General features: G+C 64.8%; 23 protein-coding genes. 18 read left to right on the top strand and 5 right to left on the bottom strand.

Annotated elements, in window-relative coordinates; genetic code table 11:
* From flgD to JN280_RS14275, 9 genes are all read left to right on the top strand, one after another.
* A complete protein-coding gene (flgD, locus tag JN280_RS14315) occupies positions 1-411 on the top strand; it encodes a flagellar hook assembly protein FlgD (protein ID WP_202313027.1) in 411 nt (136 codons plus the stop codon).
* A 49-nt stretch (positions 412-460) separates the two neighbouring features.
* Positions 461-727, top strand: a complete 267-nt coding sequence (fliQ, locus tag JN280_RS14310) for a flagellar biosynthesis protein FliQ (RefSeq protein ID WP_202313025.1) — start codon at positions 461-463, stop codon at positions 725-727.
* A 410-nt stretch (positions 728-1,137) separates the two neighbouring features.
* Entirely contained in the window at positions 1,138-2,262 is a 1,125-nt protein-coding gene (locus JN280_RS14305; protein WP_202313023.1) for an ROK family transcriptional regulator, read from the top strand.
* Between the two features lie 50 nt (positions 2,263-2,312).
* A complete protein-coding gene (locus JN280_RS14300) occupies positions 2,313-3,065 on the top strand; it encodes an ABC transporter permease (RefSeq protein ID WP_202314765.1) in 753 nt (250 codons plus the stop codon).
* 17 nt (positions 3,066-3,082) lie between these two features.
* Positions 3,083-3,865, top strand: coding sequence for an ABC transporter ATP-binding protein (locus JN280_RS14295; RefSeq protein WP_202314764.1), 783 nt, complete (start codon positions 3,083-3,085; stop codon positions 3,863-3,865).
* A gap of 19 nt (positions 3,866-3,884) precedes the next feature.
* On the top strand, positions 3,885-4,871 hold the full coding sequence (locus JN280_RS14290; protein ID WP_202313022.1) for an aliphatic sulfonate ABC transporter substrate-binding protein: 987 nt from the start codon (positions 3,885-3,887) through the stop codon (positions 4,869-4,871).
* A 59-nt stretch (positions 4,872-4,930) separates the two neighbouring features.
* On the top strand, positions 4,931-6,493 hold the full coding sequence (locus JN280_RS14285) for a sulfatase family protein (protein WP_202313021.1): 1,563 nt from the start codon (positions 4,931-4,933) through the stop codon (positions 6,491-6,493).
* 346 nt (positions 6,494-6,839) lie between these two features.
* Complete coding sequence (locus tag JN280_RS14280) at positions 6,840-7,094, top strand: type II toxin-antitoxin system VapB family antitoxin (protein ID WP_202313020.1); 255 nt, start codon at positions 6,840-6,842, stop codon at positions 7,092-7,094.
* A complete protein-coding gene (locus JN280_RS14275; RefSeq protein WP_202313019.1) occupies positions 7,094-7,480 on the top strand; it encodes a type II toxin-antitoxin system VapC family toxin in 387 nt (128 codons plus the stop codon). The genes JN280_RS14280 and JN280_RS14275 overlap by 1 nt, the downstream gene beginning before the upstream one ends.
* A gap of 505 nt (positions 7,481-7,985) precedes the next feature.
* Here JN280_RS14275 and JN280_RS14270 read toward each other — a convergent pair.
* Positions 7,986-10,088 carry a PQQ-dependent dehydrogenase, methanol/ethanol family gene (locus JN280_RS14270; RefSeq protein WP_202313018.1) on the bottom strand — a complete coding sequence of 701 codons (2,103 nt, stop codon included), beginning with the start codon at positions 10,086-10,088 and terminating at the stop codon, positions 7,986-7,988.
* Between the two features lie 230 nt (positions 10,089-10,318).
* On the opposite strand from JN280_RS14270, the gene JN280_RS14265 reads away from it, so the two are divergent.
* From JN280_RS14265 to JN280_RS14230, 8 genes are all read left to right on the top strand, one after another.
* Positions 10,319-11,251, top strand: a complete 933-nt coding sequence (locus tag JN280_RS14265; RefSeq protein ID WP_202313017.1) for a helix-turn-helix domain-containing protein — start codon at positions 10,319-10,321, stop codon at positions 11,249-11,251.
* A gap of 112 nt (positions 11,252-11,363) precedes the next feature.
* Positions 11,364-13,451, top strand: a complete 2,088-nt coding sequence (gene flhA, locus JN280_RS14260; RefSeq protein WP_202313015.1) for a flagellar biosynthesis protein FlhA — start codon at positions 11,364-11,366, stop codon at positions 13,449-13,451.
* Positions 13,452-13,599: 148 nt separating this feature from the next.
* Entirely contained in the window at positions 13,600-14,313 is a 714-nt protein-coding gene (gene fliR / locus JN280_RS14255) for a flagellar biosynthetic protein FliR (RefSeq protein WP_244743532.1), read from the top strand.
* 4 nt (positions 14,314-14,317) lie between these two features.
* Entirely contained in the window at positions 14,318-14,701 is a 384-nt protein-coding gene (locus JN280_RS14250; protein WP_202313011.1) for a hypothetical protein, read from the top strand.
* Between the two features lie 78 nt (positions 14,702-14,779).
* Entirely contained in the window at positions 14,780-15,325 is a 546-nt protein-coding gene (locus JN280_RS14245; RefSeq protein ID WP_202313009.1) for a rod-binding protein, read from the top strand.
* Positions 15,326-15,465: 140 nt separating this feature from the next.
* Positions 15,466-15,888, top strand: coding sequence for a hypothetical protein (locus JN280_RS14240; protein WP_202313008.1), 423 nt, complete (start codon positions 15,466-15,468; stop codon positions 15,886-15,888).
* Entirely contained in the window at positions 15,885-16,436 is a 552-nt protein-coding gene (locus JN280_RS14235; RefSeq protein WP_202313006.1) for a hypothetical protein, read from the top strand. The genes JN280_RS14240 and JN280_RS14235 overlap by 4 nt, the downstream gene beginning before the upstream one ends.
* Before the next feature lie 284 nt (positions 16,437-16,720).
* Positions 16,721-17,152, top strand: a complete 432-nt coding sequence (locus tag JN280_RS14230) for a MarR family winged helix-turn-helix transcriptional regulator (RefSeq protein WP_446720756.1) — start codon at positions 16,721-16,723, stop codon at positions 17,150-17,152.
* Positions 17,153-17,167: 15 nt separating this feature from the next.
* On the opposite strand, the gene JN280_RS14225 is transcribed toward JN280_RS14230, so the two are convergent.
* The 4 genes from JN280_RS14225 to JN280_RS14210 all read right to left on the bottom strand — a co-directional run bounded on the left by JN280_RS14225 (position 17,168) and on the right by JN280_RS14210 (position 23,015).
* Complete coding sequence (locus JN280_RS14225) at positions 17,168-19,123, bottom strand: acetyl/propionyl/methylcrotonyl-CoA carboxylase subunit alpha (RefSeq protein WP_202313002.1); 1,956 nt, start codon at positions 19,121-19,123, stop codon at positions 17,168-17,170.
* Positions 19,120-20,301 (bottom strand): acyl-CoA dehydrogenase family protein, encoded by a 1,182-nt coding sequence (locus JN280_RS14220; protein ID WP_202313001.1) that lies wholly within the window; start codon positions 20,299-20,301, stop codon positions 19,120-19,122. Before JN280_RS14220 ends, JN280_RS14225 begins: the two co-directional genes overlap by 4 nt.
* 228 nt (positions 20,302-20,529) lie before the next feature.
* Positions 20,530-22,140 carry an acyl-CoA carboxylase subunit beta gene (locus tag JN280_RS14215; protein ID WP_202313000.1) on the bottom strand — a complete coding sequence of 537 codons (1,611 nt, stop codon included), beginning with the start codon at positions 22,138-22,140 and terminating at the stop codon, positions 20,530-20,532.
* Positions 22,140-23,015 (bottom strand): SDR family oxidoreductase, encoded by an 876-nt coding sequence (locus JN280_RS14210; RefSeq protein ID WP_244743315.1) that lies wholly within the window; start codon positions 23,013-23,015, stop codon positions 22,140-22,142. Before JN280_RS14210 ends, JN280_RS14215 begins: the two co-directional genes overlap by 1 nt.
* 278 nt (positions 23,016-23,293) lie before the next feature.
* Here JN280_RS14210 and JN280_RS14205 point away from each other — a divergent pair, with 278 nt between their 5' ends.
* The gene (locus JN280_RS14205; RefSeq protein WP_202312999.1) at positions 23,294-23,575 is read left to right on the top strand and encodes an SCP2 sterol-binding domain-containing protein; all 282 of its coding nucleotides are present in this window, start codon (positions 23,294-23,296) and stop codon (positions 23,573-23,575) included.
* Positions 23,576-23,686 lie beyond the last annotated feature (111 nt).

The following is a 23,686-nucleotide window of genomic DNA, read 5'->3' as shown; positions in this document are numbered from 1 at the left end:
ATGGCCATCCCCGGACTGAGCGGTGTCTCGAACACCAGCAATACCGGCAATACCGATAACGTCGCGAAGGCGAATGTCGACTACCAGTCCTTCCTGAAGCTGCTCGTCGCCGAGATGAAGCATCAGGATCCGACCAACCCGATGGATGCGACGCAATATGTCTCGCAGCTCGCCTCCTTCTCGCAGGTCGAGCAGTCCGTCCAGATCAACTCGAAGCTCGAGAACATCCTGGCGACTTCTCAGCTTTCGCAGGCAAGTTCGGTCATCGGCAAGCACCTGACGTCGGCGGACGGGGCGGTGAAGGGCGTCGTCGCTGAAGTCAGGCTCTACAGCGACGGCATCATCGCGGTGCTCGACACCGGCAAGGAAGTGCTGGTCCAGCCAGGCGTCAAGGTCAAGGATGCCGCGTGACCCCGATCCGGGCCTCGCACAGAGGACCGACGTTCGGAGGAGCACACCGATGAACGAAGCCGACGCGCTCGAAATCGTCCAGTATGCGATCTGGACCGTGCTGACGGCCTCGGCGCCGGCCGTGATCGTGGCGATGGTGGTCGGCATCGCCATCGCCTTCCTGCAGGCGCTGACGCAGATCCAGGAAATCACCCTCACCTTCGTGCCGAAGATCGTCGCCATCCTGCTCGTCGTGGCGTTGTCGGCGCCTTTTATCGGCGCGCAGATATCGACCTTCACCACGGTCATCTTCCAGCGCATCCAGGACGGGTTCTAGAACGGCGGATGTATCGATGGGGTCGGCGCTGCCGCTCTGTCTGCTTGTCGTCGCATCGGATTCATCCCGACGCCGGTACCCAGTTCGGGTCCGACGCTCTTCTGGCCGAGTTCCGTCACATCGCGCTGCGCGAGGCAGGCAAGGCGTGAGGCGCGGCACGGCCGAGCCGGTCGACACCGCCTGCCAACGCCGATAGCCGGCATCGACTTCTCTCCCGACCAAACCTGGCGCTCGATCCAGAAGCCGAACGACCCGTCAGCGCGCGGCGTGCCGGCGATCCGCCCGGTGCCTGCTTCGCCGAAGCGAGCCTCGCGATAACGCTCCAGTCATCGCGCCCCGCAACGACAAGCTGCTTGACCTTGGCATAATTATTTTCTAAAGTTTAGAAATTAATTGGGAGGACGGCTCGGATGGGCATCCATCACGGCCACGTATTGCGTATCCTGCGCGACGAAGGCCCGCAGTCGCGGGCCGAGCTTGCCCGTAGAAGCAAGCTGTCTGCGACGACCTTGACTCATGTCACCGCGCATCTCCTCAAGGACGGTTCCGTCATGGAGTCGGAAACCGGCGGGCTCGGCTCGGTGGGCCGCCCGGCTCAGGCCATTCGTCTCGTGCCGGATGCCCATGCAATCGCCGGCGTGCACATCGGCGCAGGTGCGGTGCAAGTCACGGTCACCGATCTCAAGGCGTCGTCCAAGGGCACAAGGTTCTTCGACTTCGACGTGCGCGGAGCGGACCCGGCAATCATCGTGAAGCGCGCCTCGGCTGCGGTGACCGAACTCGCGCAGGAAGCGCAGATCGAGACGAGAAGGCTGCTCGGCGTCGGCATCAGTGTGCCGGGCCCGGTCGATATGGCGCGACGCAAGTCGCTCTTCTCGATCAATGTCGGCTGGAGGGACGTCCCCTTCGCCGAGTTGATGGAACAGTCGCTGAGCATGCCCGCCATCGTCGAGCACAATGTGACCGCAATGGCCTTGGCGGAAAGCCGCTACGGCATCGGCAGGGACGTGTCGGCGCTGCTTTACGTCTATCTCCGCACGGGCCTCGGCGCCGGCCTCGTCGTCGACGGACTGTCGTTCCGCCCCGGTGGCCACGGCGCGGTCGAACTCGGCCATATCCAGATCTCGCAGAATGGCGCTGTCTGCGCCTGCGGCAATACGGGCTGTCTGGAGACGTTTCTGCGTGAGGACGCCCTGATGCAGGCGGCGGGGCTGACGGGGCCGGCCCCCGCGCACCTGCTGGCGCATGTCGAGAAGAATGCGGCGGCCTGGGACGTGGTCGTGCGGCACCTCACCACGGCGCTTGCGAGCGCCGTCAATCTTCTGACGCCCGATCTCATCGTCTTCGGCGGTCACCTCGGCGAGGCGCCGGAAAGCCTGTTCGAGCGATTGCGGATCGACCTGCCGCCACGCGTCATGCCGCATATGCGGGACATACTGGAGATACAGCGCTCCGACTTCGGCCCGCTGGCCGGCGCGATCGGTGGGGCCGCGGTGGCGCTCGACCATTTCTTCTATTCGGGAGCACTCCATTGAACGGCGCGGCGACCACGGCAATCGCCGAAGGAAAAAGGCAGGGGCAGTCGATTGCCCAACTGCCGCCATTCCTTCTCAGTCTCATCGCCTTCGCGATCGGCATCGCCGTCTGGTGGGCCATCACCGCCGCCAAGCTGGTGGTGCTGCCAGGGCCGCAGGAAGTGGCGCAACGTGCCGTCGAGCTGACCCGGAGCGGCCAGTTGCCGCTCGATATCGTGTCGAGCCTCAGGCGCGTGCTGTTCGGGTTCCTCCTCGGCGTTGCGCTGGCGATACCCGTCGGCTTCCTGATGGGCTGGTACCAGACCGCGCGTGCGCTGATCGAACCCTACATCCAGTTCTTCCGGATGATCCCGCCACTGGCCGTGATACCGCTGGCCATCGTCACCATGGGCATCGACGAAGCGCCGAAGATCTTCGTCATCTTCCTGGCTTCGTTCCTGTCCTGCGTGGTGGCGACCTATCAGGGCGTGATTAGCGTCGACCGCACCCTGATCAACGCCGCGCGGGTGCTCGGCGCCGGCGATGCGGTGATCTTCCTGCGCGTCATCATCCCGGCCTCCATTCCCTTCATTCTGGTGGGCGTGCGCATCGGGCTGGGCTCCGCCTGGGCAACCGTCGTGGCAGCGGAGTTGATCGCCGCTCAATCCGGCCTCGGCTTCCGCATGCAGCAGGCGCAGCTCTACTACGATCTGCCGACGATCTTCGTCAGCCTCGTCACCATCGGCATTCTCGGCCTCGTCATGGACCGCCTGCTGCAGGCGACGGAACGCCGCCTCACCCGGTGGCAGGAGCGCGCGCAATGAACGCCGAGGCGGACACCATGCAGCCCAAGATCTCGTTCCAGGACGTGACGCGAATCTTCGGTGAAGGCGAAAAAACCTTCCTGGCCCTCGACCGGCTTTCCCTCGACATCGCCGACGGCGAGTTCGTCACGGTGGTCGGACCCTCCGGTTGCGGCAAGTCGACCGCGATGAACATCGCCGCCGGACTGACCGAAGTGTCGCAAGGGCGGGTCCTGGTCGACGGCGAAGCGGTTCATGGCCCCGGGCCGGAACGCGGCGTGATCTTCCAGCAATATGCCCTGTTCCCCTGGCTGACCGTCCGGCAGAACGTCGAATTCGGCCTGCGCATCAAGGGCATGACGGCGGGTGAACGGAGCAGGATCTCCGACCATTTCATCAACCTCGTGGGGCTGAGGGACTTCGCCGATGCGCTGCCGAAGACGCTGTCGGGCGGCATGAAGCAGCGCTGCGCCATCGCCCGCGCCTACGCCGTCAATCCGACCATGCTCTTGATGGACGAGCCGTTCGGCGCGCTCGACGCGCTGACGCGGGTCCACATGCAGGACCAGTTGCTGGACACGTGGAGCCGCGAGCGCCGGACGGTCATCTTCATCACGCATGACGTCGACGAGGCGGTCTACCTCGCCAACCGGGTGATCGTCATGGCTGCCCGGCCAGGCCGGCTGCACGAGATCATCCCGGTCGAACTGCCATACCCGCGTACCGAGGAGATGCGGTTGTCGCGCGAATTCGCGGAGATCCGCAATCGGGTGTGGCACGCCGTCTACCATCAGAAACCGCAGATCGATGCAAGGCAATGAACAGGGAGGAATTGCAGAAATGAACGTCACCAGAAGAGGTTTTCTGGCGTTGTCGGCGGCCGGCACCGTCGCAGCGCCGGCGTTGCTGAGCGTATCCGGCCGCGCGCTCGCACAGTCCAAGCCCATCCGCGTCGGCTATATCGCCGACTATTTCGGCACCAGCCTGACGGCAATCGCTGATGACCAGGGGCTGTGGGCCAAGCACGGGCTCGAGCCGGAGCTGAAGGTGTTCACCAACGGACCGATCCAGATCCAGGCGCTCGGCGCCGGCAGCCTCGACTTCGGCTATGTCGGTCCCGGTGCGTTGTGGCTGCCGGCAAGCGGCAAGGCCAAGATCGTCGCCATGAACGCGCTCGGCCTCTCCGACCGGGTCATCGCGCAGGCCGGCATCGCCACCATGGCCGATCTCAAGGGCAAGAAGATCGGCGTCCCGGAAGGAACGTCGGGCGACATGCTGTTGCGGCTCGCGCTTGCGAAGGCCGGCATGCAGCTCTCCGACGTCGAAGTGGTCAAGATGGACCCGTCGACCGTGGTCTCGGCCTTTGCCTCCAGGCAGGTGGACGGCGCGGGCATCTGGTACCCGCTGGTCGGCGTCATCAAGAAGACCGTGCCCGACCTCGTCGAGGTGGCCAAGAGCGCCGATTTCTATCCGGCGAACTCGTTCCCGTCGGCCTTTGTGGCCCGCAACGAGGTTGCCGAGCAGGATCGCGAGACGGTCATGAAGTATGTCGCCGTCCTGAAGGAAGCCAACGACTACCGCGCCGCCGACGTACCGCGGTCGGTCGAGATCACTGCGAAGTTCCTCGGCGTGCCCGCCGACCCGCTGATCACGGAAAGCCAGAACGGCAAGTTCCTGACCAGCGCCGAATTCGTCGCCGCCACCAGGGACGGCTCGGTCGCAAGCTGGCTGAAGGGCCTCAACGATCAGTTCGTCTCCTTCGGCAAGCTGCAGAATCCGCTGGATCCGAAGGACTACTACCTCGGCGACCTCTATTCCGGCGGCTGAGCCCGTCATCTCCCCTGGCGCGGCGTCATGCGCCGCGCCTGATTGCACCCGAGACACGCATGACGAAACGACCCAACATCCTGTACATAATGTCGGACGATCACGCCGCGCGCGCGATCTCCTGCTACGGTTCCGGCCTCAACAGCACCCCGAACCTCGATCGCATCGCGAATGAGGGCATGCGGCTGGACAATTGCTACGTCACCAACTCGATCTGCACACCGAGCCGGGCGGCGATCCTGACCGGCACCTACAATCATGTGAACCAGGTGACGACACTCGACACCCATATCGACAACAGGCTGCCCAACGTCGCCAAGCATCTGCGTGCCGCCGGCTATCAGACCGCGATCTTCGGAAAATGGCATCTCGGCGAAGGCAGGGCGCATGAGCCGACCGGTTTCGACGAATGGGCGGTCGTGCCCGGCCAGGGAGACTATTTCGACCCGGTGATGATCGACCGCGACGGCGAGACGATCGAGCCGGGCTACGCCACCGACATCATCACCGACAAATGCCTCGACTTCCTGTCTTGCCGGGACACCGGGAAGCCCTTCTTCCTGATGTGCCACCACAAGGCGCCGCATCGCAGCTTCGAACCGCATCCCAGGCACAGGCATCTTTACGCCGACGGCAAGCTGCCGGTGCCAGAGACCTTCGATGACGACTACAGCAATCGCGGCGCCGCGGCGGCCGCGGCCAGGATGCGCATCCGTGCTGATATGACCTACAAGGACCTCGGTCTCGTGCAACCCGAAGGCGGGGCGGAGGTCGGCGACCTTCTGGTTCCCGGCTGGAAGGACCGCAAGGTGCCTGACGTGAACCCGGGTGAGGAACTGCGGCTCATCGACGCCCTGACCGGCGAGCACCATGTCTTCACCGACCCGGCCGAGCTCGCTCTGTTCAAATACCAGCGCTACATGATGCGCTACCTGCAGACGATCGCGTCGGTCGACGAGAATGTCGGGCGCCTGCTGGACTATCTGGACGCGGCCGGGCTGACCGAGAACACGATCGTGATCTATACCTCGGACCAGGGTTTTTTCCTTGGCGAGCACGGCTGGTTCGACAAGCGCTTCATGTATGAGGAATCGCTGCAGATGCCGTTCCTCATCCGCTATCCCCCGGCGGTTCCGGCGGGCACCATATCCTCGAAGATCGCCACCAATGTCGACTTCGCCCCCACCTTCCTGGACTATGCCGGCGTGCCGATCCCGAGCTACATGCAGGGTGCCAGCATGCGCCCGCTGCTCGAGCGGCAAGCCGGCGGCGACTGGCAGGATGTCGCTTATCACCGCTACTGGATGCACAAGGACGAATTTCACAATGCCTTTGCCCATTACGGCGTGCGCGACGCCCGTTACAAGCTGATCTACTGGTACAACGAGCCGCTGGGACAGCCAGGGGCACATGGCGGCGGCGAACCGCCGGAATGGGAACTGTTCGACTGCGCGGAGGATCCGTTCGAGTTGCACAACCGCGCGGACGACCCGGCCTATGCGGATATCTTCGCCGACATGCTGGGCAAGCTCGACCGCAAGATGGCCGAGATCGGCGACCTTCCCGAGCATGACAGCGTGGCCGTCCTAGCCGGCCTGAGGCCACTCGCCGGCGTCGCCTGACACCCATCGAAGAGACCGAGCGCGTGACCGCGCGGCCCATGCCCTGGCGCGACGCCAAGCGGCCCGGATGGGCCGTGCGGCCATCGCGGCCGCGTGGATGCGATGGCATCCAGTGCCGTTGCCAGATTCCACCCATGAACTCCGGCCCATGAACTCCGGCGATGTTTCGCGCCAGATCAGTGAGTTGCCGTCCGTCGATGAAACGAGGAAACGAGACCGACGGCCGCTGTCGCCGATCGGAAGCCCGCAAAACGTGTCATGCACCGCCGCTACGCACCGCCGCTACGCTAGGCGCCGACCTCGATTCGAGGTAGAATATTGACCAACAGGAACCAAGGAACCCGCCATGGCGCTGAGCATCAAAGATCCGGAAACCGAGCGGCTCGCCCGCAAGCTCGCCACGAAAACCGGCGAGAGCATCACCATTGCCACACGGCGGGCGCTGGAGGAGCGGCTGCGCCGCGTCAGCTCCGACGCCCGCAAGACCGCACTTCTGGAGGATCTTGCCGCCAGCCGCCGGCGCTGGAGTTCCCTGCCCGTCCTCGACAATCGCAGCGCCGATGAAATCGTCGGCTACGACGAGAATGGGCTGCCGAGCTGATGGTCATCGATACCTCGGCCATCGTCGCCATAGCGCTCAATGAGCCGGAAGCACCTTCCTTCGAGCAGCGCATTGCCGACGACCCGGTGCGCCTCATCTCTGCCGCAACCGTGCTGGAAGCGGCCATGGTGATCGAGGCCCGCTTCGGCGACCCTGGCGGCGGCGAGTTCGACCTGTGGCTGCACAAGGCCGATGTCGAGATCGTCGCGGTCAAAGCCGAGCATGCCGACCAGGCCCGCCGCGCCTGGAGGCGCTACGGCAAGGGCCGCCACCCAGCCGGGCTGAACTACGGCGACTGCTTCTCCTATGCACTGGCCGCCCTGACCGGCGAGCCCCTACTCTACAAGGGCAACGACTTTTCGCAGACCGATATCCAAGCGGCGTGAGGCACAGGATCACGCCGCCGCCTTCCGGTTCCGTATCGCGGTCAGCCGACGCCGACCTGCCCGATGTCTCGACATTGTTATCGTTTATGGGGCGCGCCAACGGTAGCCTTCCGACAGAACCGTCCTCCCCTGCCAGCCGCTGCGTGCCCATAGACCCAAGCTCGCCAACCGCGCTCGCAGCTATGCCGAGGCGGCGAGTTCCGCCAAGACGAGGCCGACTGGAAGCATTTTGCGCTTGGGCGCGCCGCCACGTTGGTCCGCCGAAGCGCCGTGCAACCCTGAACAGTCGGTTATTCGGCGGACACGACAACCGGGGGAGAACTGTAACCCATCTATCCGGTTCAATTTGTCACCATCTATCGGCTGGACACGGCGGACGAGAAGCGGCGCCGGCGCAGCAAGAAGTGCCGCTGCCTCTCCCCGTCCTTTAGGGCGGAGAGGGAGGCCTCCAAGCCGCGCTTCTCCTGGGAAGCGGAGATGCATGCTTACCCTGGTGCCGCTGGCATCATTGCTTCGGGCGCACTGCGTCGGCCGTGCCCTGGATGAAAGCGACGATCTTCTTGACCTCCTCTTCGGTCAACTTGCCCTTGAAGGACGGCATGCCACCTTCGACCAGCGGGCCGGAGAGCAGGATCTCGGGGGCATTCTCGAGCGTTTCCTTCGAGGAGAAGCCAAGGTTCGGGATGTTGCCGCCGTTGTTGACCCCGGGAACACCGTGACAGAACAGGCAGCTCGAAACGTAGAGCGCCGCGCCGAGCCCGACATCGTCCGCATGGTAGGATACGCCGGAGACCAGTTGAGCCGGCTCGCGCTGTACGAGCGGGGGCATTTCGGTTTTCCCTCCGATCTTGAATGTATAGACACGCCCTGGGCCCGCGGTCTCGGTCGCGCGCTGCATCTGGCCATAGACGCCGCCCCAGCCGACGGCGACCGATACATACTGCTCGCCGTCGAATTCCCACGTGCTGGGCGCGGCAACGACGCCGGTGCCCACAGGCGTCTGCCACAGCATATCGCCCGTCTTCGCGTTGTAGGCGACGAAGCGGCCGTCTGCCGTGCCTTGGAACACGAGATTGCCCGCCGTCGTCAGCGTGCCGCCGTTCCAGGGCGAAACGTAGGGAGCTCGCCAAACCTCCTTCTGCGCGACCGGGTCCCAGGCCAGCAGGTGGCCGTAGGGCGTCATCTTCGGCGCCGCCGTGTTGAACAGGTAGCCGAGGTTCCAGCCGAGGTTGGACATGGCCTCGCCAGGCACATGCGTGTTCAGCTTCCAGTCCGGATTCGGCTGCACCACCAACGGCACGCCCTGGGCAGGGATGTAGACCAAGCCGGTCTGGGGATTGAACGACATGGGGTGCCAATTGTGGGCGCCATAGGGGCTGGGGATCGTCTCCCAGGGCTTGTCGGGCGAGCGTGCGCCCTCGGCCTCGATCGGGCGGCCGTCGGCGCCATAACCCTCTGCCCAGGTCACCTCGACGAATTTCTCGGCCGAAATGAAGTCGCAATTGGTGCGGTCGACCACGTAGAAGAAACCGTTCTTCGGCGCGTGCAGCCACACCTTCCGCTTCCGTCCGCCGATCGTCAGGTCGGCCAGTATGATGTGCTGGGTCGAGGTGTAGTCCCAGTTGTCGCCGGGCGTCTCCTGATAGTGGCAGACATACTCGCCATTGTTGGGATCCAGCGCCACGACCGAAGCGAGATAGAGATTGTCGCCGCCGGCCGGACTGCGCTTCAGCCGGCTCCACGGACTTCCGTTACCCGTGCCGATGTAGAGGCGGTCGAGTTCCGGGTCGTAGGCCATTGAGTCCCAGACCGTGCCGCCCCCGCCGGCCTCCCACCATTTCACCGCGGGGTCCCAGGTCTTGGCCGCTTTTTCCATGGCTTCGTTCTCGAAGCCCTTGGCCGGGTCGCCGGGCACCGTGTGCCAGCGCCACTTCAGCTCTCCGGTCGCAACATCGAAGGCGCTGACATAGCCACGCACGCCATATTCCGCGCCGGCATTGCCGATCAGCACCATGTCCTTGATGATGCGCGGCGCGCCGGTGATGGTGTAGGACATCTGCCGGTTCTCGATCGTGTCGATCTTCCACAGCCGCTGTCCTGTCGCTGCGTCGATGGCGTGCAGATACCCGTCGAAGGCGCCGACGAACACCTTGCCTTCGTGCACCGCGACCCCACGATTGACCACGTCGCAGCATCCTTTGTAGGCATAGTCCTTCGGCACCTCGGGATCGTAGCGCCAAAGTTCCTTTCCCGTGCGGGCCTCGAGCGCATGCACGACGCTCCAGGACGAAGAAACATACATCACGCCGTTGACGACCAGCGGAGTCGCTTCGACACCGCGTCGGGATTGCAGGCTGGTGGACCAGGCGAGGCCGAGCTGCCCCACATTGTCCGCGTTGATCGCCGAGAGCTTGCTGTAGCGGGTTTCCTGGTAGTCCAGGCCGTAGCTCGGCCAGTTCTTCGTCTCTGCGCGGTTGGCGATGATCGTCTGCGAGTTCACCTGCGCAGTCGCGGCCTTGATCTGCTCGGCTGTGAGATCCTGGGCTGCCGCATATCCCGACAACAATGCCGCGATGCTCGCAGCGATGGCTCCGACATGTCTTCTCATTGGTTCCTCCCTGGCAAACCGGCTGGGGTACGGCCTTGTGTTCCTCCCTGCGACCGCACTGGATGGGATGCTAGGCGCAGCCGGCCCGGCTGGCTTGGATTTTTCCGCCAAGGCCGCCACCAGATGATCGAAAGTCCATCTTTTCAGGCTGTGCCGGGCATGTAAGCTGCCGGCATGCCGTGTTCGCAAGGGGATATGCGAAAACGGCAGCACGTCGGGAGGAGGACGAGGTGCAGTTCGAAGAGTGGGACGCCAATCTAAAATCGACTTGCGGCCACTATGACAGTGTGCCCGGGCCAGGCCGGCGAACCGTAAACGGCCACTTCACGGCGTTTACGATGTGCGGCCTGGACGTTGCCAATCTCGCCTGCGACATCGACCGGATCGACCGCACACACGACGGCATCCGCCGCGACGAAACGGAATACCTGTTCCTGTTGCTCCAGTTGTCCGGCAGTACGAGCATCGAACAGCACGGTCGACAAGCGACGCTCGCGCAGGGAGACTTCTACCTGCTGGACTCAACTCGAACCGCCACCTTGCGCTACGAATGCACTCCGGCCCACATCCTGTCCTTGCACCTGCCGCGCGCCTCGATCCTGCTCGAATCGGAGGGCCGGCTCCGCATCGGCGAGGCACTCGACGCCAAGACGGCGGCGGCAAGACGGCTTCATCGGTGTTTTCGCGAGAGGCACTCGCGCCCCGACACGGATCCCGAGTTTCTCTTCGATCTTGCCCGTCTTGCCTTTTCGACAGATCCGGGAAGCTGCGACGCCGGCATGGCGAGTTCAAGCAAGAGCCGGTTCGAACTGGCGATGCGGGAAATGGAATCCAGTCTCACCCGGCCCGAGCTTTCCCTGGCGTGGCTGGCACGGCGCGTCGGCATCTCCGAACGCCAGCTTCAGCGCGATTTTCTTGCCCGTGGCTCAAGTTTCGTAAGGCTTCTGCGCGATCGGCGGTTGAGACTTGCGGCTGAGATCATCGACGTCGCCTTCCGCGCGGGACGGGCCCTGTACATAACGGAGGTTGCACTGGCGGCCGGGTTCAGGGATCTTTCCAACTTCAACCGCGCCTTTCGCTCGCGGTTCGGTTGCACACCGAGCGAATACGCGGTTCGAATTCCTCGTCGCCAATGTGAAACCGGCATCCGCGCCTTGAGCTGACTGCGGCCGAGCCGATTCAAGCCGCGCCTCATCCTCGCACAAGCTTGGACCGCTAGTTTCGGCTGCCGGCGCTCTGCGCCGTGCGTTCCGCAAGAAATGGCGAAGCAGTCGAATGGCGATCACCGACACTACAATTGTTCCCCCGATCGGCAGGCACGGCCGCGACATCGGCTTCGCGATCGGCATCCTCGCCATCCTGTCGGTTCTGTTCCTGCCGATCCCGGCTTTCCTCATCGACGTTGGCCTGGCCGTCTCGATCGCTCTCTCCGTGCTGATCCTGATGGTGGCGCTGTGGATTCCGCGCCCGCTCGACTTCTCCTCGTTTCCGACGGTGCTTCTGATCGCCACCATGCTGAGGCTGTCCCTCAACATTGCGACGACCCGCGTGATCCTGTCGCACGGCAACGAAGGCACCAACGCGGCCGGCTACGTGATCGGCGGCTTCTCCAAGCTGGTGATGAGCGGCGACTTCGTGATCGGCCTGATCGTCTTCCTGATCCTCATCGTCGTCAACTTCATCGTCATCACCAAGGGTTCGACCCGTATCGCCGAGGTCGGCGCCCGCTTCACCCTCGATGCCATCCCCGGCAAGCAGATGTCGATCGACGCCGACCTTTCGGCAGGGCTGATCAACGAGAAGGAAGCACAGCTGCGCCGCCGCGAGCTCGAGGAGGAAAGCTCCTTCTTCGGCTCCATGGACGGCGCCTCCAAATTCGTGCGCGGCGATGCGATCGCCGGCCTCATCATCACGGCCATCAACATCGTCGGCGGCATCACCATCGGCTATATGCGGCACAACATGAGCCTCGGCGAAGCGGCCGACGTCTTCGTGAAGCTGTCGGTGGGCGACGGCCTGGTGACGCAGATCCCCGCGCTGGTGGTGTCGCTCGCCGCAGGCCTGCTGGTGTCGAAGGGCGGCACGCGCGGCTCGGCCGACCAGGCGGTGTTCGGCCAGCTCTCGGCCTATCCGCGCGCCCTCTACGTCGCTTCGCTGCTGCTCATCCTGCTGGCCCTCATGCCCGGCCTGCCGGCCTTCCCCTTCATGATACTGGCGGCACTGCTGGCCTCGGTCGGTTACGTCATCCCGTTGCGCCGCGACCAGGCCATCGCCGAAGCGGCGAGGTCGGAGAAGGAGAAGCAGGCCAGCAAGGATGAAGAGGAAAAGCACTCGATCAAGAACTCGTTGCGCACGCCCGAGATCGAGCTTCTCATCGGCAAGCAGCTCTCGACGAGGCTTCTCGCCTCGCATCAGGAACTGGCCTTCCGCATGGGCAAGATGCGCAAGAAGTTCGCGACACAATACGGCTTCGTGGTGCCCGAAGTGAGGCTGACCGACGATTTCAGCATCCCTTCCAAGACCTATCAGATCAAGGTCCACGGCACGGTGGTGGCCGAGCACCAGATGCGCGTCGGCGAGGTGATGGTGCTGCTGGGTTCCAGCCAGCCGCCGGACCTGCCCGGCGAAGAGGTGCGCGAACCGGCCTTCGGCATGCGCGCCTTCTCCGTGCCGGAAACCTTCGCGGACGACCTGAAGCGCGACAACTTCACCTTCGCCGACAACATGTCCGTGCTGCTGACGCATCTGAGCGAGGTGATCCGCAACAACCTGCCGCAGCTCCTGTCCTACAAGGACATGAAGGCGCTGATCGAGCGGCAGGACCAGGAATACCGCAAGCTCGCCGATGAGATCTGCACCTCGCACATCACCTATCCCGGCCTTCAGGCTGTGCTGAAGCTGCTGCTCGCCGAGCGCGTGTCGATCCGCAATTTGCACCTGATCATCGAAGCCATCGCCGAGATCGCGCCGCATGTCCGTCGTACCGAGCAGATCGTGGAACATGTCCGCATCCGCATGTCACAGCAGATCTGCGGCGACCTGACCGAGGGCGGCGTGCTGAAGGTGCTGCGGCTCGGCAACCGCTGGGACCTCGCCTTCCACCAGAGCCTGAAGCGCGACGCCAAGGGCGAGATCCGCGAGTTCGACATCGACCCCAGGCTGCTGGAGGAATTCGGCCAGGACGCCTCGAAGGTCATCCGCGCGCAGATGGAGGCAGGCGAGCGTTTCGCCCTGGTGACGGCGCCCGACGCTCGGCCCTATGTGCGCATGATCATCGAGCGCCTGTTCGCGACGCTGCCCGTGCTCAGTCATGTCGAGATCGCCAAAGGTGTCGAGATCCGGGTGCTCGGGGCGATTTCATGACTTCAGACGGTTTGCCACCCGTATCGGCCCATTCCGCAGGCGACAGACGGACCTTCGGACTTTCGGGCGGCGGGCGCCTGAAAAGCGGAATGGATCGAATCGGGTGGTGAACGGTTTCGACGCGGCGCAGCTCGTGCTGGCCGCCTTCATGGCATTCTGCCGCATCGGCGGCTGCTTCATGGTGATGCCCGGCCTCGCCAGCATCAGGGTGCCGATGCAGGTGAGGCTGTTCGTCTCCCTGGCCGTTGCCATGGCGCTGCTCGCCAACACATGGGACCAGATCGCGCCCTTCGCGCGCAGGGAACTCGACGCCGTATCGATCCTGATGGTCTCCGAGCTGCTGATCGGCGTGCTCATCGGCCTTCTGGCGCGCCTCTATCTCCTGGCGCTGCAGTTCATCGGCTCGGCGATCGCCATGACGGTGGGCTTCAACGGCATGGGCGGCACGGCCGTCGAAGAGGCGGAGCCGCAAGCCGCGCTGGCCACGCTGATCTCGTTCTCGGCGTTGCTTTTGCTGTTTGTGCTCGACTTCCACCATGAGGTGGTCAAGGCCTTGCTCGCCTCCTACCGCATCCTGCCGCCGGGCACGCTGTTCAATCCGCAGTCGGCGTTGATCGACCTGACCGACACGCTGTCGCAGAGCTTCATGGCCATGCTCAGGCTCGGCAGCCCCTTCATCGCCTATTCGCTACTGGTCAATCTCGCCATCGGCTTCGTCAACAAGCTGACGCCGCAGATCCCGGTCTACTTCATCTCCCTGCCCTTCGTGCTCGGGGCCGGCCTGGTCCTCGTCTATTTCGGCATCGGTCCGTTCCTGCGGCTTTATGCCGACGGCTTCGTGCCGATGACGATCGGGCGCTGAACCCATGACGTCCCGCACAGATCGCCTTCGCCAGCTCGTCGAGCTGCAGAAGCAGTTGAAGGCGATACACGAGATTCGCCATGCAGGCCTCGTGCGCGAAGCCGCCGCCGCCCGGGAGGAAGCGGACGCTCTGATGGCTCAGTCCGCGGAGCAATCGCCGGTCGCCAGCGTGTTCGCCGATCTCTACACCAGGCGCATCGGCGCCGCGCTTGTCCGCAAGGACGAGAAGGACCGCCTCGCCCGCGAGGAAGCCGGTCGAATCGCTTCCGAGACAGCGCGCGCCAACATCGTCAGGCGTTACTATCAGGAAGCGCTGCTGCAGGAGGAAAGGATAGCCGCCGAACGGGAGGCGTTGGAAACGATCACGCGACAAGTTACTGAAAAATAAGCATTTTTCCTAGCAAGCCTGCGGCAAGCTTGATCACCCATAGTGCGACTATCGCGAACAGCCACAGGATTCCCGGACTTGGCAATCTCTCCTCCCAGCGACATCGTTCTCGACGTGGCCCAGGCGGTGGGCAAGACGGATATCGAGGCCGCCCGCGCCCGGCTTGCCGATGCGAGCGCGGCACGGCGCGCCGGTGCCTTCGCGCTGAGCGAGCCGACGCAGGCGGGATCGGAAGCCGAGGCGACGCGCAAAGGCAAGGAGAGTTTCGTCAAGTTCGAGTCCATGGTGCTGCGCAACTTCGTCGAGGCCATGCTGCCCAGGCAGAGCGAGTCCGTCTATGGCAAGGGCTTGGCCGGCGATATGTGGAAATCGATGCTGGCGGAGCGGATCTCGGATGTGATGGCCGAGCGCGGCGGCATCGGCATCGCCGACCGCGTGCTCGGCGATTTCTATGTGGATGGCGACCGCAAGGTCGCGCTGTCGGGCGTTTCGAAAGGCCCCGAGCGCGAAGCCAGGGACACCCAGGCCATGCTTTCGGACGCATTGGTGCAGGAGATCCAGCGCAACGTCATGAAGGCCTACGGCGAGGATCCGACGGCGGAGCGCTGGGGCGAAAAGAGCTGAGCGGTTCCGGAGGAGCCTACCTCAGTCAGCCGGCAGAATCAGAGCGAGGCGGGCAGTGCATCGACACGCCGATGCCAACCCGCGGAGGAATCATCTGAGCGTCCTCCCACGTGGAGCGACCGAAACGAAGAACGGATGCAATGTCGAAAAACTCGGACACCCCGAATCAGACGAACGCCCGGCCCGACCTTGCCGCGCTCCCGGGCGGGCGCCCGCATATGCTGGCCGCCGTCGTCGCCCGGATCGAAGAGACGATCGAGAGCGAGACACAGTCGATCCGCAGCGACGTCAACTTCGACCTCAAGGCTTCCAATGCTCGCAAGAGCAGGCATCTCTACGAGCTGAACCGGGCGATCAAGGGTCTCGGGCCCGACGACCTGCGGCCGGAGGATCGGGAGGGCATCCTGCGCCTGCGCCACAAGCTGGCCCTCAACGAGGCGACGATCCGCGCCCATCTCGGCGCCGTGTCGGAGATCGCGGCGCTCGTGCAGAACGCGATCGAACGGCATGAAGCAGACGGCACCTATTCCTCGACCGGCTTCGCGGTGGCGATGCGGCCATGATCAAATTCGTCGCCGCCGCTTTTTGGCTGTGCGCCGTCACGGTCGGCACGGTCTTCTATTCCTTCTCGCAGGCCAGCCAGCAGGCCGGGCGGGCCGAAAGCGCACCGGCTTATTTCGGCGGCCTGGACTATGTGAAGGCCGACATGATCTCGGTCCCCCATATCCGGGACGCCAGGGTCGACGGCTATGTGCTGGCCCAACTCGTCTATACGGCGAAGCCGGCCGATCTCAACAAGCTCAGCATCCCGATCCAGAACCTGCTTCTCGACCAGGTTTATTCCTACATCTATTCCGACCCGGATTTCGACATGAAGAAATTCGACCTTGAGGGTTTCAAGACCGGCTTGCGCGACAGCATCAACAAACGGGTCGGCTCCGAGCTCATCCACGAGATCCTTGTCGAGCAGATCGACTACATCCCGAAATCCGACATTCGCGAAAAGACCCCGCAGCGCCGCGTCGCGCCGCGCCAGGTCACCGCAGGTCCGGCCGGCCACGATGCAACCGTCACGCCGGCAGCTCCGGCGGAGGCCACAGGCAGCCATTGAAGCGCGACTCGCTGCCTCGCGCAGCGCATGCTGCATCCTTTTGGAAGTTGACGTTATATTATGTTATAATATGTGATGTCGTTCCATCGCGGGGACATAAGCGCCGTCCCGGCCGATCACGGACGGGACTCAGTCGCAGGCGACGGCGATCTGTGCCATGAAAAGATCGCCAGAAGCGTCGAGGCAGCATGTCTGTGAGCACAATCAGTCGTCCCCCCGCCCGGAACTCGAAAAACGCCAAGCCGGAGACGAACCGGCCGCACGAGGCCGCTGCGCCACCGAGCGTGCCGCCATTGCGAAAGATACTTGGCTACAAGCTCCGGCGCGCGCAACTCTCCGTCTTCCAGGATTTCCTGCAGGCTTTCACCAGGATGAAGCTACGCCCGGCCGAATTCTCGGTCCTGGCTCTGATCGCGGAGACGCCGGGGCAGAAGCAAAGCAAGATCGCCGAGCAACTCGGCATCAAGCGCGCCAATTTCGTCGCGCTGATGGACGGGCTTGAGCGGCGCGGGCTGGCCGAACGGCGCAAGGCCGACAGCGACCGCCGCTCGCACTCGGTCCATCTGACACCGGAAGGCACGCGCTTCGTCAAGAAGATGGCCGTCATATGGGCACAACATGAAGAGCGCCTTGTCGAAAGGCTCGGCGGCCCGGAGGAGAAGGAGCGGCTGATCGCCTTGCTGGACAAGATCATCGATCCGTCTGCCCGGCGGTGATTCGCGACAGACAAGTCAGGAAACGGCGATCTCGATCAGAAGATCGCCGGCCCTTGTCTGCTCGCCGGCCGCGACATGGACGGCGCGGACTGTGCCAGCCCCTTGCGCCGGCAGCGTCGTCTCCATCTTCATCGCTTCGACGACGACCAGCATCTGTCCGGCAGACACGGCATCGCCCGGCTGAACAGCGACCGCGCGCACCAGCCCGGAGACAGGCGAGACGACGCGCGAGGGGTCGGCCGCCGCCGCGCGGGCCGCGAGACGGTCGGGCTCGGTGAAATGGAAGGTGCGGCCGTCGCGGTCGAGCCGGAGCCCATCGCTGCCAACGAGCGCCAGCGAGTTTCGCGCGAGGCCGCCATGCGTATAGCGAATCTGAGGCAGCGCAAGCCGAAGGTCGCCGATCCCAGCCTCGACGCCGTCGACAAGGATCGCAGCCAGCCTTCCCCGTTCGAAGCGGACCACGGTTTCCCGGCTGAGATCACCGCACCGCAGCGTGATCGGGCATTCCGCAACGCCGGTCGAGCGGAACCAGCCGCCGCCCGAAGCGAGCGCCAAAATCGCGGCGGCAAGGGCGAAGTCCTCCGGCGTCGGGACAGGCGCGGCAAGCATCGCCGCGCCGTCTGCGACCCATCGGTCGAGCAGTCCGGTGGTCACCGCCCCGGCGACGAATTCGTCAGTACCGAGCAGATCGACGAGGAACGTCCGGTTGGTGCCGGGGCCGATGAGCGGTGCGCGGCGCAGCGCCTGACGCAGCCGGGCCGTGGCTTCGTCGCGGTCGCGCCCGTGGGCGACAATCTTCGCCAGCATCGCGTCGTAGAAGGGCGTCACGAAGTCACCTTCCCTGACGCCGCAATCCACCCTGATGCCATCAAGCCGCTCGATCTCGGCCGGCCGCCAGTGCAGGATCTCGCCGGTCTGCGGCAGGAAGCCCGCATAGGGGTCCTCGGCATAGAGGCGCGCTTCGATCGCGTGGCCGCGCAAGGCGATGTCACCCTGCCCGGCAGGCAGTTCCTCCCCACACGCCACCCGCAGCTGCCATTCGACCAGATCGAGGCCAGCGATCATCTCCGTCACCGGATGCTCGACCTGCAGCCGCGTGTTCATCTCCAGGAAGAAGTGGCTGCCGTCCGGCCCGACGATGAACTCGACGGTACCGGCGCCACAGTAGTCGACCGCGCGCGCCGCCTTGACCGCGTCGGCGCCGAGCGCCGCGCGCAACGCTGCGTCGACGGCCGGCGACGGCGCCTCCTCGACCACCTTCTGGTGACGGCGTTGCGTGGAGCAATCGCGCTCGCCGAGATGGATGCAGTTCCCCTTGCTGTCGCCGAAGACCTGGATTTCGACGTGCCGTGCCTCGACGACCAGGCGCTCCAGAAGCAGGCTTCCGTCACCGAAGGCGTTCTCGGCCTCGCTGCGTGCGCCAATGATTGCCGCGGGGAGATCCGCAGCCTTCATGACCTGGCGCATGCCGCGCCCCCCGCCGCCGGCCGCCGCCTTGATCAGCAGCGGGTAGCCGATGCGATCGGCCTCTACGGCGAGCCGCTCCGCGGACTGGTCGTCGGCCGCATAGCCCGGCACGACCGGAACGCCGGCCTTTTCCACCAGCGCCTTCGCGCGGGCCTTGTCGCCCATGGCTCGGATCGCCGTCGGCGACGGTCCCACGAAGGTGAGGCCGGCTGCCAGGCATGCTTCGGCGAAGTCGGCATTCTCCGACAGGAAGCCGTAGCCCGGATGCACCGCATCCGCCCCGGCCTGGCGAGCCGCGGCGATCACCGCGCCTATATCTAGATAGGATTGCCGCGGCATGTCGCCGCCGATGCGGACGGCCTCGTCAGCCGTGGCCACATGCAGCGCGTCGCGGTCGGCGTCGCTGTAGACGGCCACTGTCGCGATGCCCATCCGTCGCGCGGTACGCATCACGCGGCAGGCGATCTCGCCGCGATTGGCGATCAGCAGCTTGCGGACCGTCATTGCTCCGATTTCGCCGCGCGCTTCTTGTTCGACATTCCCGGCAGCGTGCCCTCGAGTTTGCAGATGATGCCGAGCATCACCTCGTCGGCGCCGCCGCCGATCGACACCAGGCGCGTGTCGCGATAGGCCCGGCTCACCGGATTGTCCCATGTGAAGCCCATGCCGCCCCAATATTGCAGACAGGCATCGGATGTCTCGCGCACCAGGCGCCCGCATTTCAGCTTCGCCATCGAGGCGAGCCGGGTGACGTCCCCGCCCGCCACATATTGCTCGATGGCGCTCCAGGTGAGCGCGCGCAGAGCCTCGACCTCGGTGCGCAGTTCCGCCAGCCGGAAATGCACCGCCTGGTTGTCGAGCACCGGCTTGCCGAAGGACTGGCGCTGGCCGGTGTATTCGATGGTCAGATCGATCATGCGGTCGAGCCCCTTCAGCGAACTCGCCGCCGCATAGAGGCGCTCCTCCTGGAACTGCATCATCTGCATGGTGAAGCCCATGCCCTCCTCGCCGATCAGGTTCCGGCGCGGCACCCGCACCTCGTCGAAGAAGAGCTGCGCCGTGTCGGACGAATTCATGCCGATCTTGCGGATCTTGCTGCGGGTGATGCCCCTGGCGTCCATCGGCACGGCGATCAGCGACTTGTTCTGGTGGACTTGGCCCTCCGACGTATTGGCAAGCAGGCAGCACCAGTCGGCCTGCATGCCGCTGGTGATCCACATCTTGGTGCCGGAGATCACATAATCGTCGCCGTCCTTGCGGGCGGTCGTGCGGATCGCGGCGACGTCGGAGCCGCCGCCCGGTTCCGAAACGCCGAGGCAGCTGACGACGTCGCCCGCGATCGACGGAGCAAGGAAGTTGCGCTTCACATGGTCGGAGCCGAAGCGGTTGAGCGCCGGCGTCGACATGTCGGTATGCACGCCGATCGCCATCGGCACGCCACCGCAATTCACCAGGCCCAGTTCCTCCGCCATCACCATGGAGTAGGAGAAGTCGAGGCCGAGCCCACCATAGGCCGGATCGTATTTGATGCCGAGCAGGCCGAGATCGCCGAGCTTCTTGAACACCTCGTGCGAGGGGAACTGTTCCGCCTCCTCCCAGGCGTCGACGTAAGGGTTGAGCTCCGTCTCGACGAATCTCGCGACCGTCCTGCGAAGCTCCTCATGTTCCGACGTGAACTGCATCGATTTCTCCTCCCGGGTCAGTGCTAAACCCCTCATCCGACCTCGCCCTCACGGGCGAGGCCACCTTCTCCCACAAGGGGAGAAGGCCGGAGCCTGGCTTCACCTGCTCTGCAAATCGTCAACGTCTGCGATCGGCCGGGGGGCAGCTGCAGCACTCCCTTCTCCCCTTGTGGGAGAAGGTGGCCGCGCGAAAGCGCGGTCGGATGAGGGGTACTCGCCACCATCCACCTACATCCGCGCCACGCCAAAGCTGTTCGGCCGCAGTCGCCTGCGCGCACCTTCGGCCGCGATGCTAAGGCAGAGCGCCAGGATCGCGCGGGTGTCGCGCGGATCGATGATGCCGTCGTCCCATAGCCGCGCCGTCGCGAACAGCGCATCGGACTGCGCCTCCACGCCCGCTTTGATCTGCCGCGAGCTCTTCTCCAGCGCCGCCTCGTCGACCGCCGAGCCGTCGCGCGCCAACTTGCCGCGCGCGACGATCTCCATCACCTTGGCGGCCTGCTCGCCGCCCATCACCGCCGTTCGGGCCGAGGGCCAGGAGAAGATGAAGCGCGGCGAGAAGCCCCGCCCGCACATGCCGTAATTGCCCGCGCCATAGGAACCGCCGACGACGATGGTGAATTTGGGCACACGGGCGTTGGCGACCGCCTGGATCATCTTCGATCCGTGCTTGATCGCCCCTTCGCGCTCGGCGGCGGTTCCGACCATGTAGCCCGTCGTGTTCTGCAGGAAGACAAGCGGCGTGCCGGCCTGGTCGCAGAGTTGGATGAACTGTGCCGCCTTCACCGATCCGCCGGGCATGATCGGGCCATTGTTGGCGACGATGCCGACCCGGTGGCCGTCGATCGCGGCATGGCCACACAGCGTGTCGGGCGCGTATTCCGCCTTGAACTCCAGCCACTCCGAGCCGTCGACGATGCGGGCGACGATCTCCTTCATATCGAAGGGAGCCTTGTCGTCGGCGGGCACGAGACCCAGAAGCTCCTCGGCGTCGTGAAGCGGCGCCCTGCCCGCCGCCCGAGCCTCGAGCCGGTCCCAATCGAGATTGCGCATGATCTCGCGACCGATGGCGACGGCCTGCAGATCGTCCTCGGCGACATATTCGCCGAGCCCGGTGACCCGGCCATGTATATCGGCGCCGCCGAGATCCTCGTCCTCGGCATCCTCGCCGATCGCGGCCTTGACCAGCGGCGGCCCGGCCAGGAAGATCCTGGAGCGGCCGCGAACCAGCACGACATAATCCGACAGTCCGGGCAGATAGGCGCCGCCCGCGGTCGACGAGCCATGCACGATGGCGATCTGCGGGATACCTGATGCCGACAGCCGCGCCTGGTTGGCGAATGCCCGCCCGCCCTCTACGAACATTTCCGACTGGTAGAGCAGGTTCGCGCCGCCGCTTTCCACCAGGTAGATGAGCGGCAGGCCGTTCTCGAAGGCGATCTCATGCAGGCGCAGCGCCTTCTTCAATCCCATTGGCGGGATGGTGCCGCCCTTGATGGCGCTGTCCGACGCCGAAACGATACACCGGGTCCCGGAAACGACACCGATGCCGGCGATGGTGCCGCCTCCCATGATGTTCTTGCCGCCGTCGTCGTCATGCATCCTGTAGCCGGCGAGCGGCGAAAGCTCGAGGAACGGCGCGCCGCGATCGAGCAGCCTTTCGACCCGCTCGCGCGGCAGGATCTGGCCCCTCTCCTCGAAGCGCGCCTTCCTGGAGGCCGAGTTGCGCCGCACCGCGTCTTCGAGTGTCCGCACCCTTGCCAGCTTCGAGGCCATCGCCTCGGCATTGGCCTGGAAGCTCGGCGAACGCGGATCGAGCGCGCTGGCGATGACAGGCATCAGCCCTTGTCCTCGCCGGAGAGCACCTCGGGCACGACAGCTCGGTGAAAACCGTCAAAGGGCGCGGTGCTTCTGCCCTTGCCGATCGGGAACAGCGCCGAGCCGAGCGGCCCGCCGCCGTCGATCGGAACGGTCACGCCGGTCACGAAGGAGGCCGCCGGCGACAGCAGGAAGCAGACGACGGAAGACACTTCCGCCTCGACGCCGATCCGGCCGAGCGGCACATGGCTCTTCAGTTGCGGAATGAGCGTCCGCGTCATGCCGCCATAGGTGTCCATGCCCGAGGACGCGATCCAACCCGGCGCGACGCAATTGACGCGGACGCCGGCGGGCGCCCACTCATAGGCGGCCGACTTCGTCAGATTGACCATGCCGGCGCGCGCTGCGCCCGAATGCGCCATGCCGGGCATGCCGCGCCACATATCGGCGGCCATGTTGACGACAGCTCCGCCATGACGCTCCATCGACTGGAGGAAGACCTCGCGCATGACGAGGAAACCGCCCGTCAGATTGTTGGCGACCACTGCCTCGAAGCCCTTCCTGGAGATGGCGGCGAGCGGCGCCGGAAACTGGCCTCCGGCATTGTTGACCAGCCCGTGGATGCGGCCGTTCCGGCCGACGATCGCGCCGACGGCCGCCTTCACCGCTTCCTCGTCTCGTATGTCGAAGGCATGGGCTTCCGCGCTGCCGCCGTCCTCCACGATCTCGGCAAGGACGCGGTCGAGTTTCTCCTGCTTCCGGCCGGTGATCACGACATGGGCGCCGAGACTGGCGAGTTCATGCGCGATACAGCGCCCGATTCCGCTGCCGCCGCCGGTGACGACATGCACCTCGCCGCCGAAGCAGCCGTCACGCAGGACGCTCCTGTAACCCATATGACGCAGTCTCCTCTTGGTCCGGGACGCTAAATCACGTTGACGTAAACGTCAATCCGCCGCTATATGCCGGCACCGGTTGCTGCCGAGGACGGATTTGTCCTTGTCACACGCTCGCGCTAAGCAGGTTTCGGAAAAGTGTTCTGCGATTCTCCGATAAGAACCTGCGGCAAGAGGATAGGCTAACCAGGTTTGGCGTGGGCGAAGCCACGCAAACCTGCTTAGAGTCGGGCGATCGCGCAAATCGGTCGGGAACAATCAGAAGGACAGGAACGATCATGGCCATCCAGGACATTGCCGAGAAGCTCAAGGAACGCGTCGCCAGCGCTGGTTTCGAACGTTCGGTGAAATTCGACACCGGCGCCGATGGGGTGATCGTGATCGACGGCGCCGGCGTGTCGACGACGGATGCGCCGGCCGACTGCACGATCAAGTTGTCGCTGGAGGATTTCGAGGCGCTGATCGCCGGTGACCTCAATCCGACCATGGCCTTCATGAGCGGCAAGATCAAGGTCGAGGGCGACATGAGCGTCGCCATGGCATTGAGCCAGTTGCTCTGAGCAGCCAGCACCCCTGAGCACGGAAAGCCCGGATCGACTCCGGGCTTTTTGTTGCGCCGACAAGCGCTTCGGCGCAATGCAGGCGCAATCCTGATGCATGAGATCGGGCTG

This window comes from Mesorhizobium sp. L-8-10 (assembly GCF_016756635.1).
Lineage (GTDB): Bacteria > Pseudomonadota > Alphaproteobacteria > Rhizobiales > Rhizobiaceae.
The sequence above is the reverse complement of the archived record's forward strand: the minus strand, read 5'-3'. Positions and strand labels throughout refer to the sequence as shown.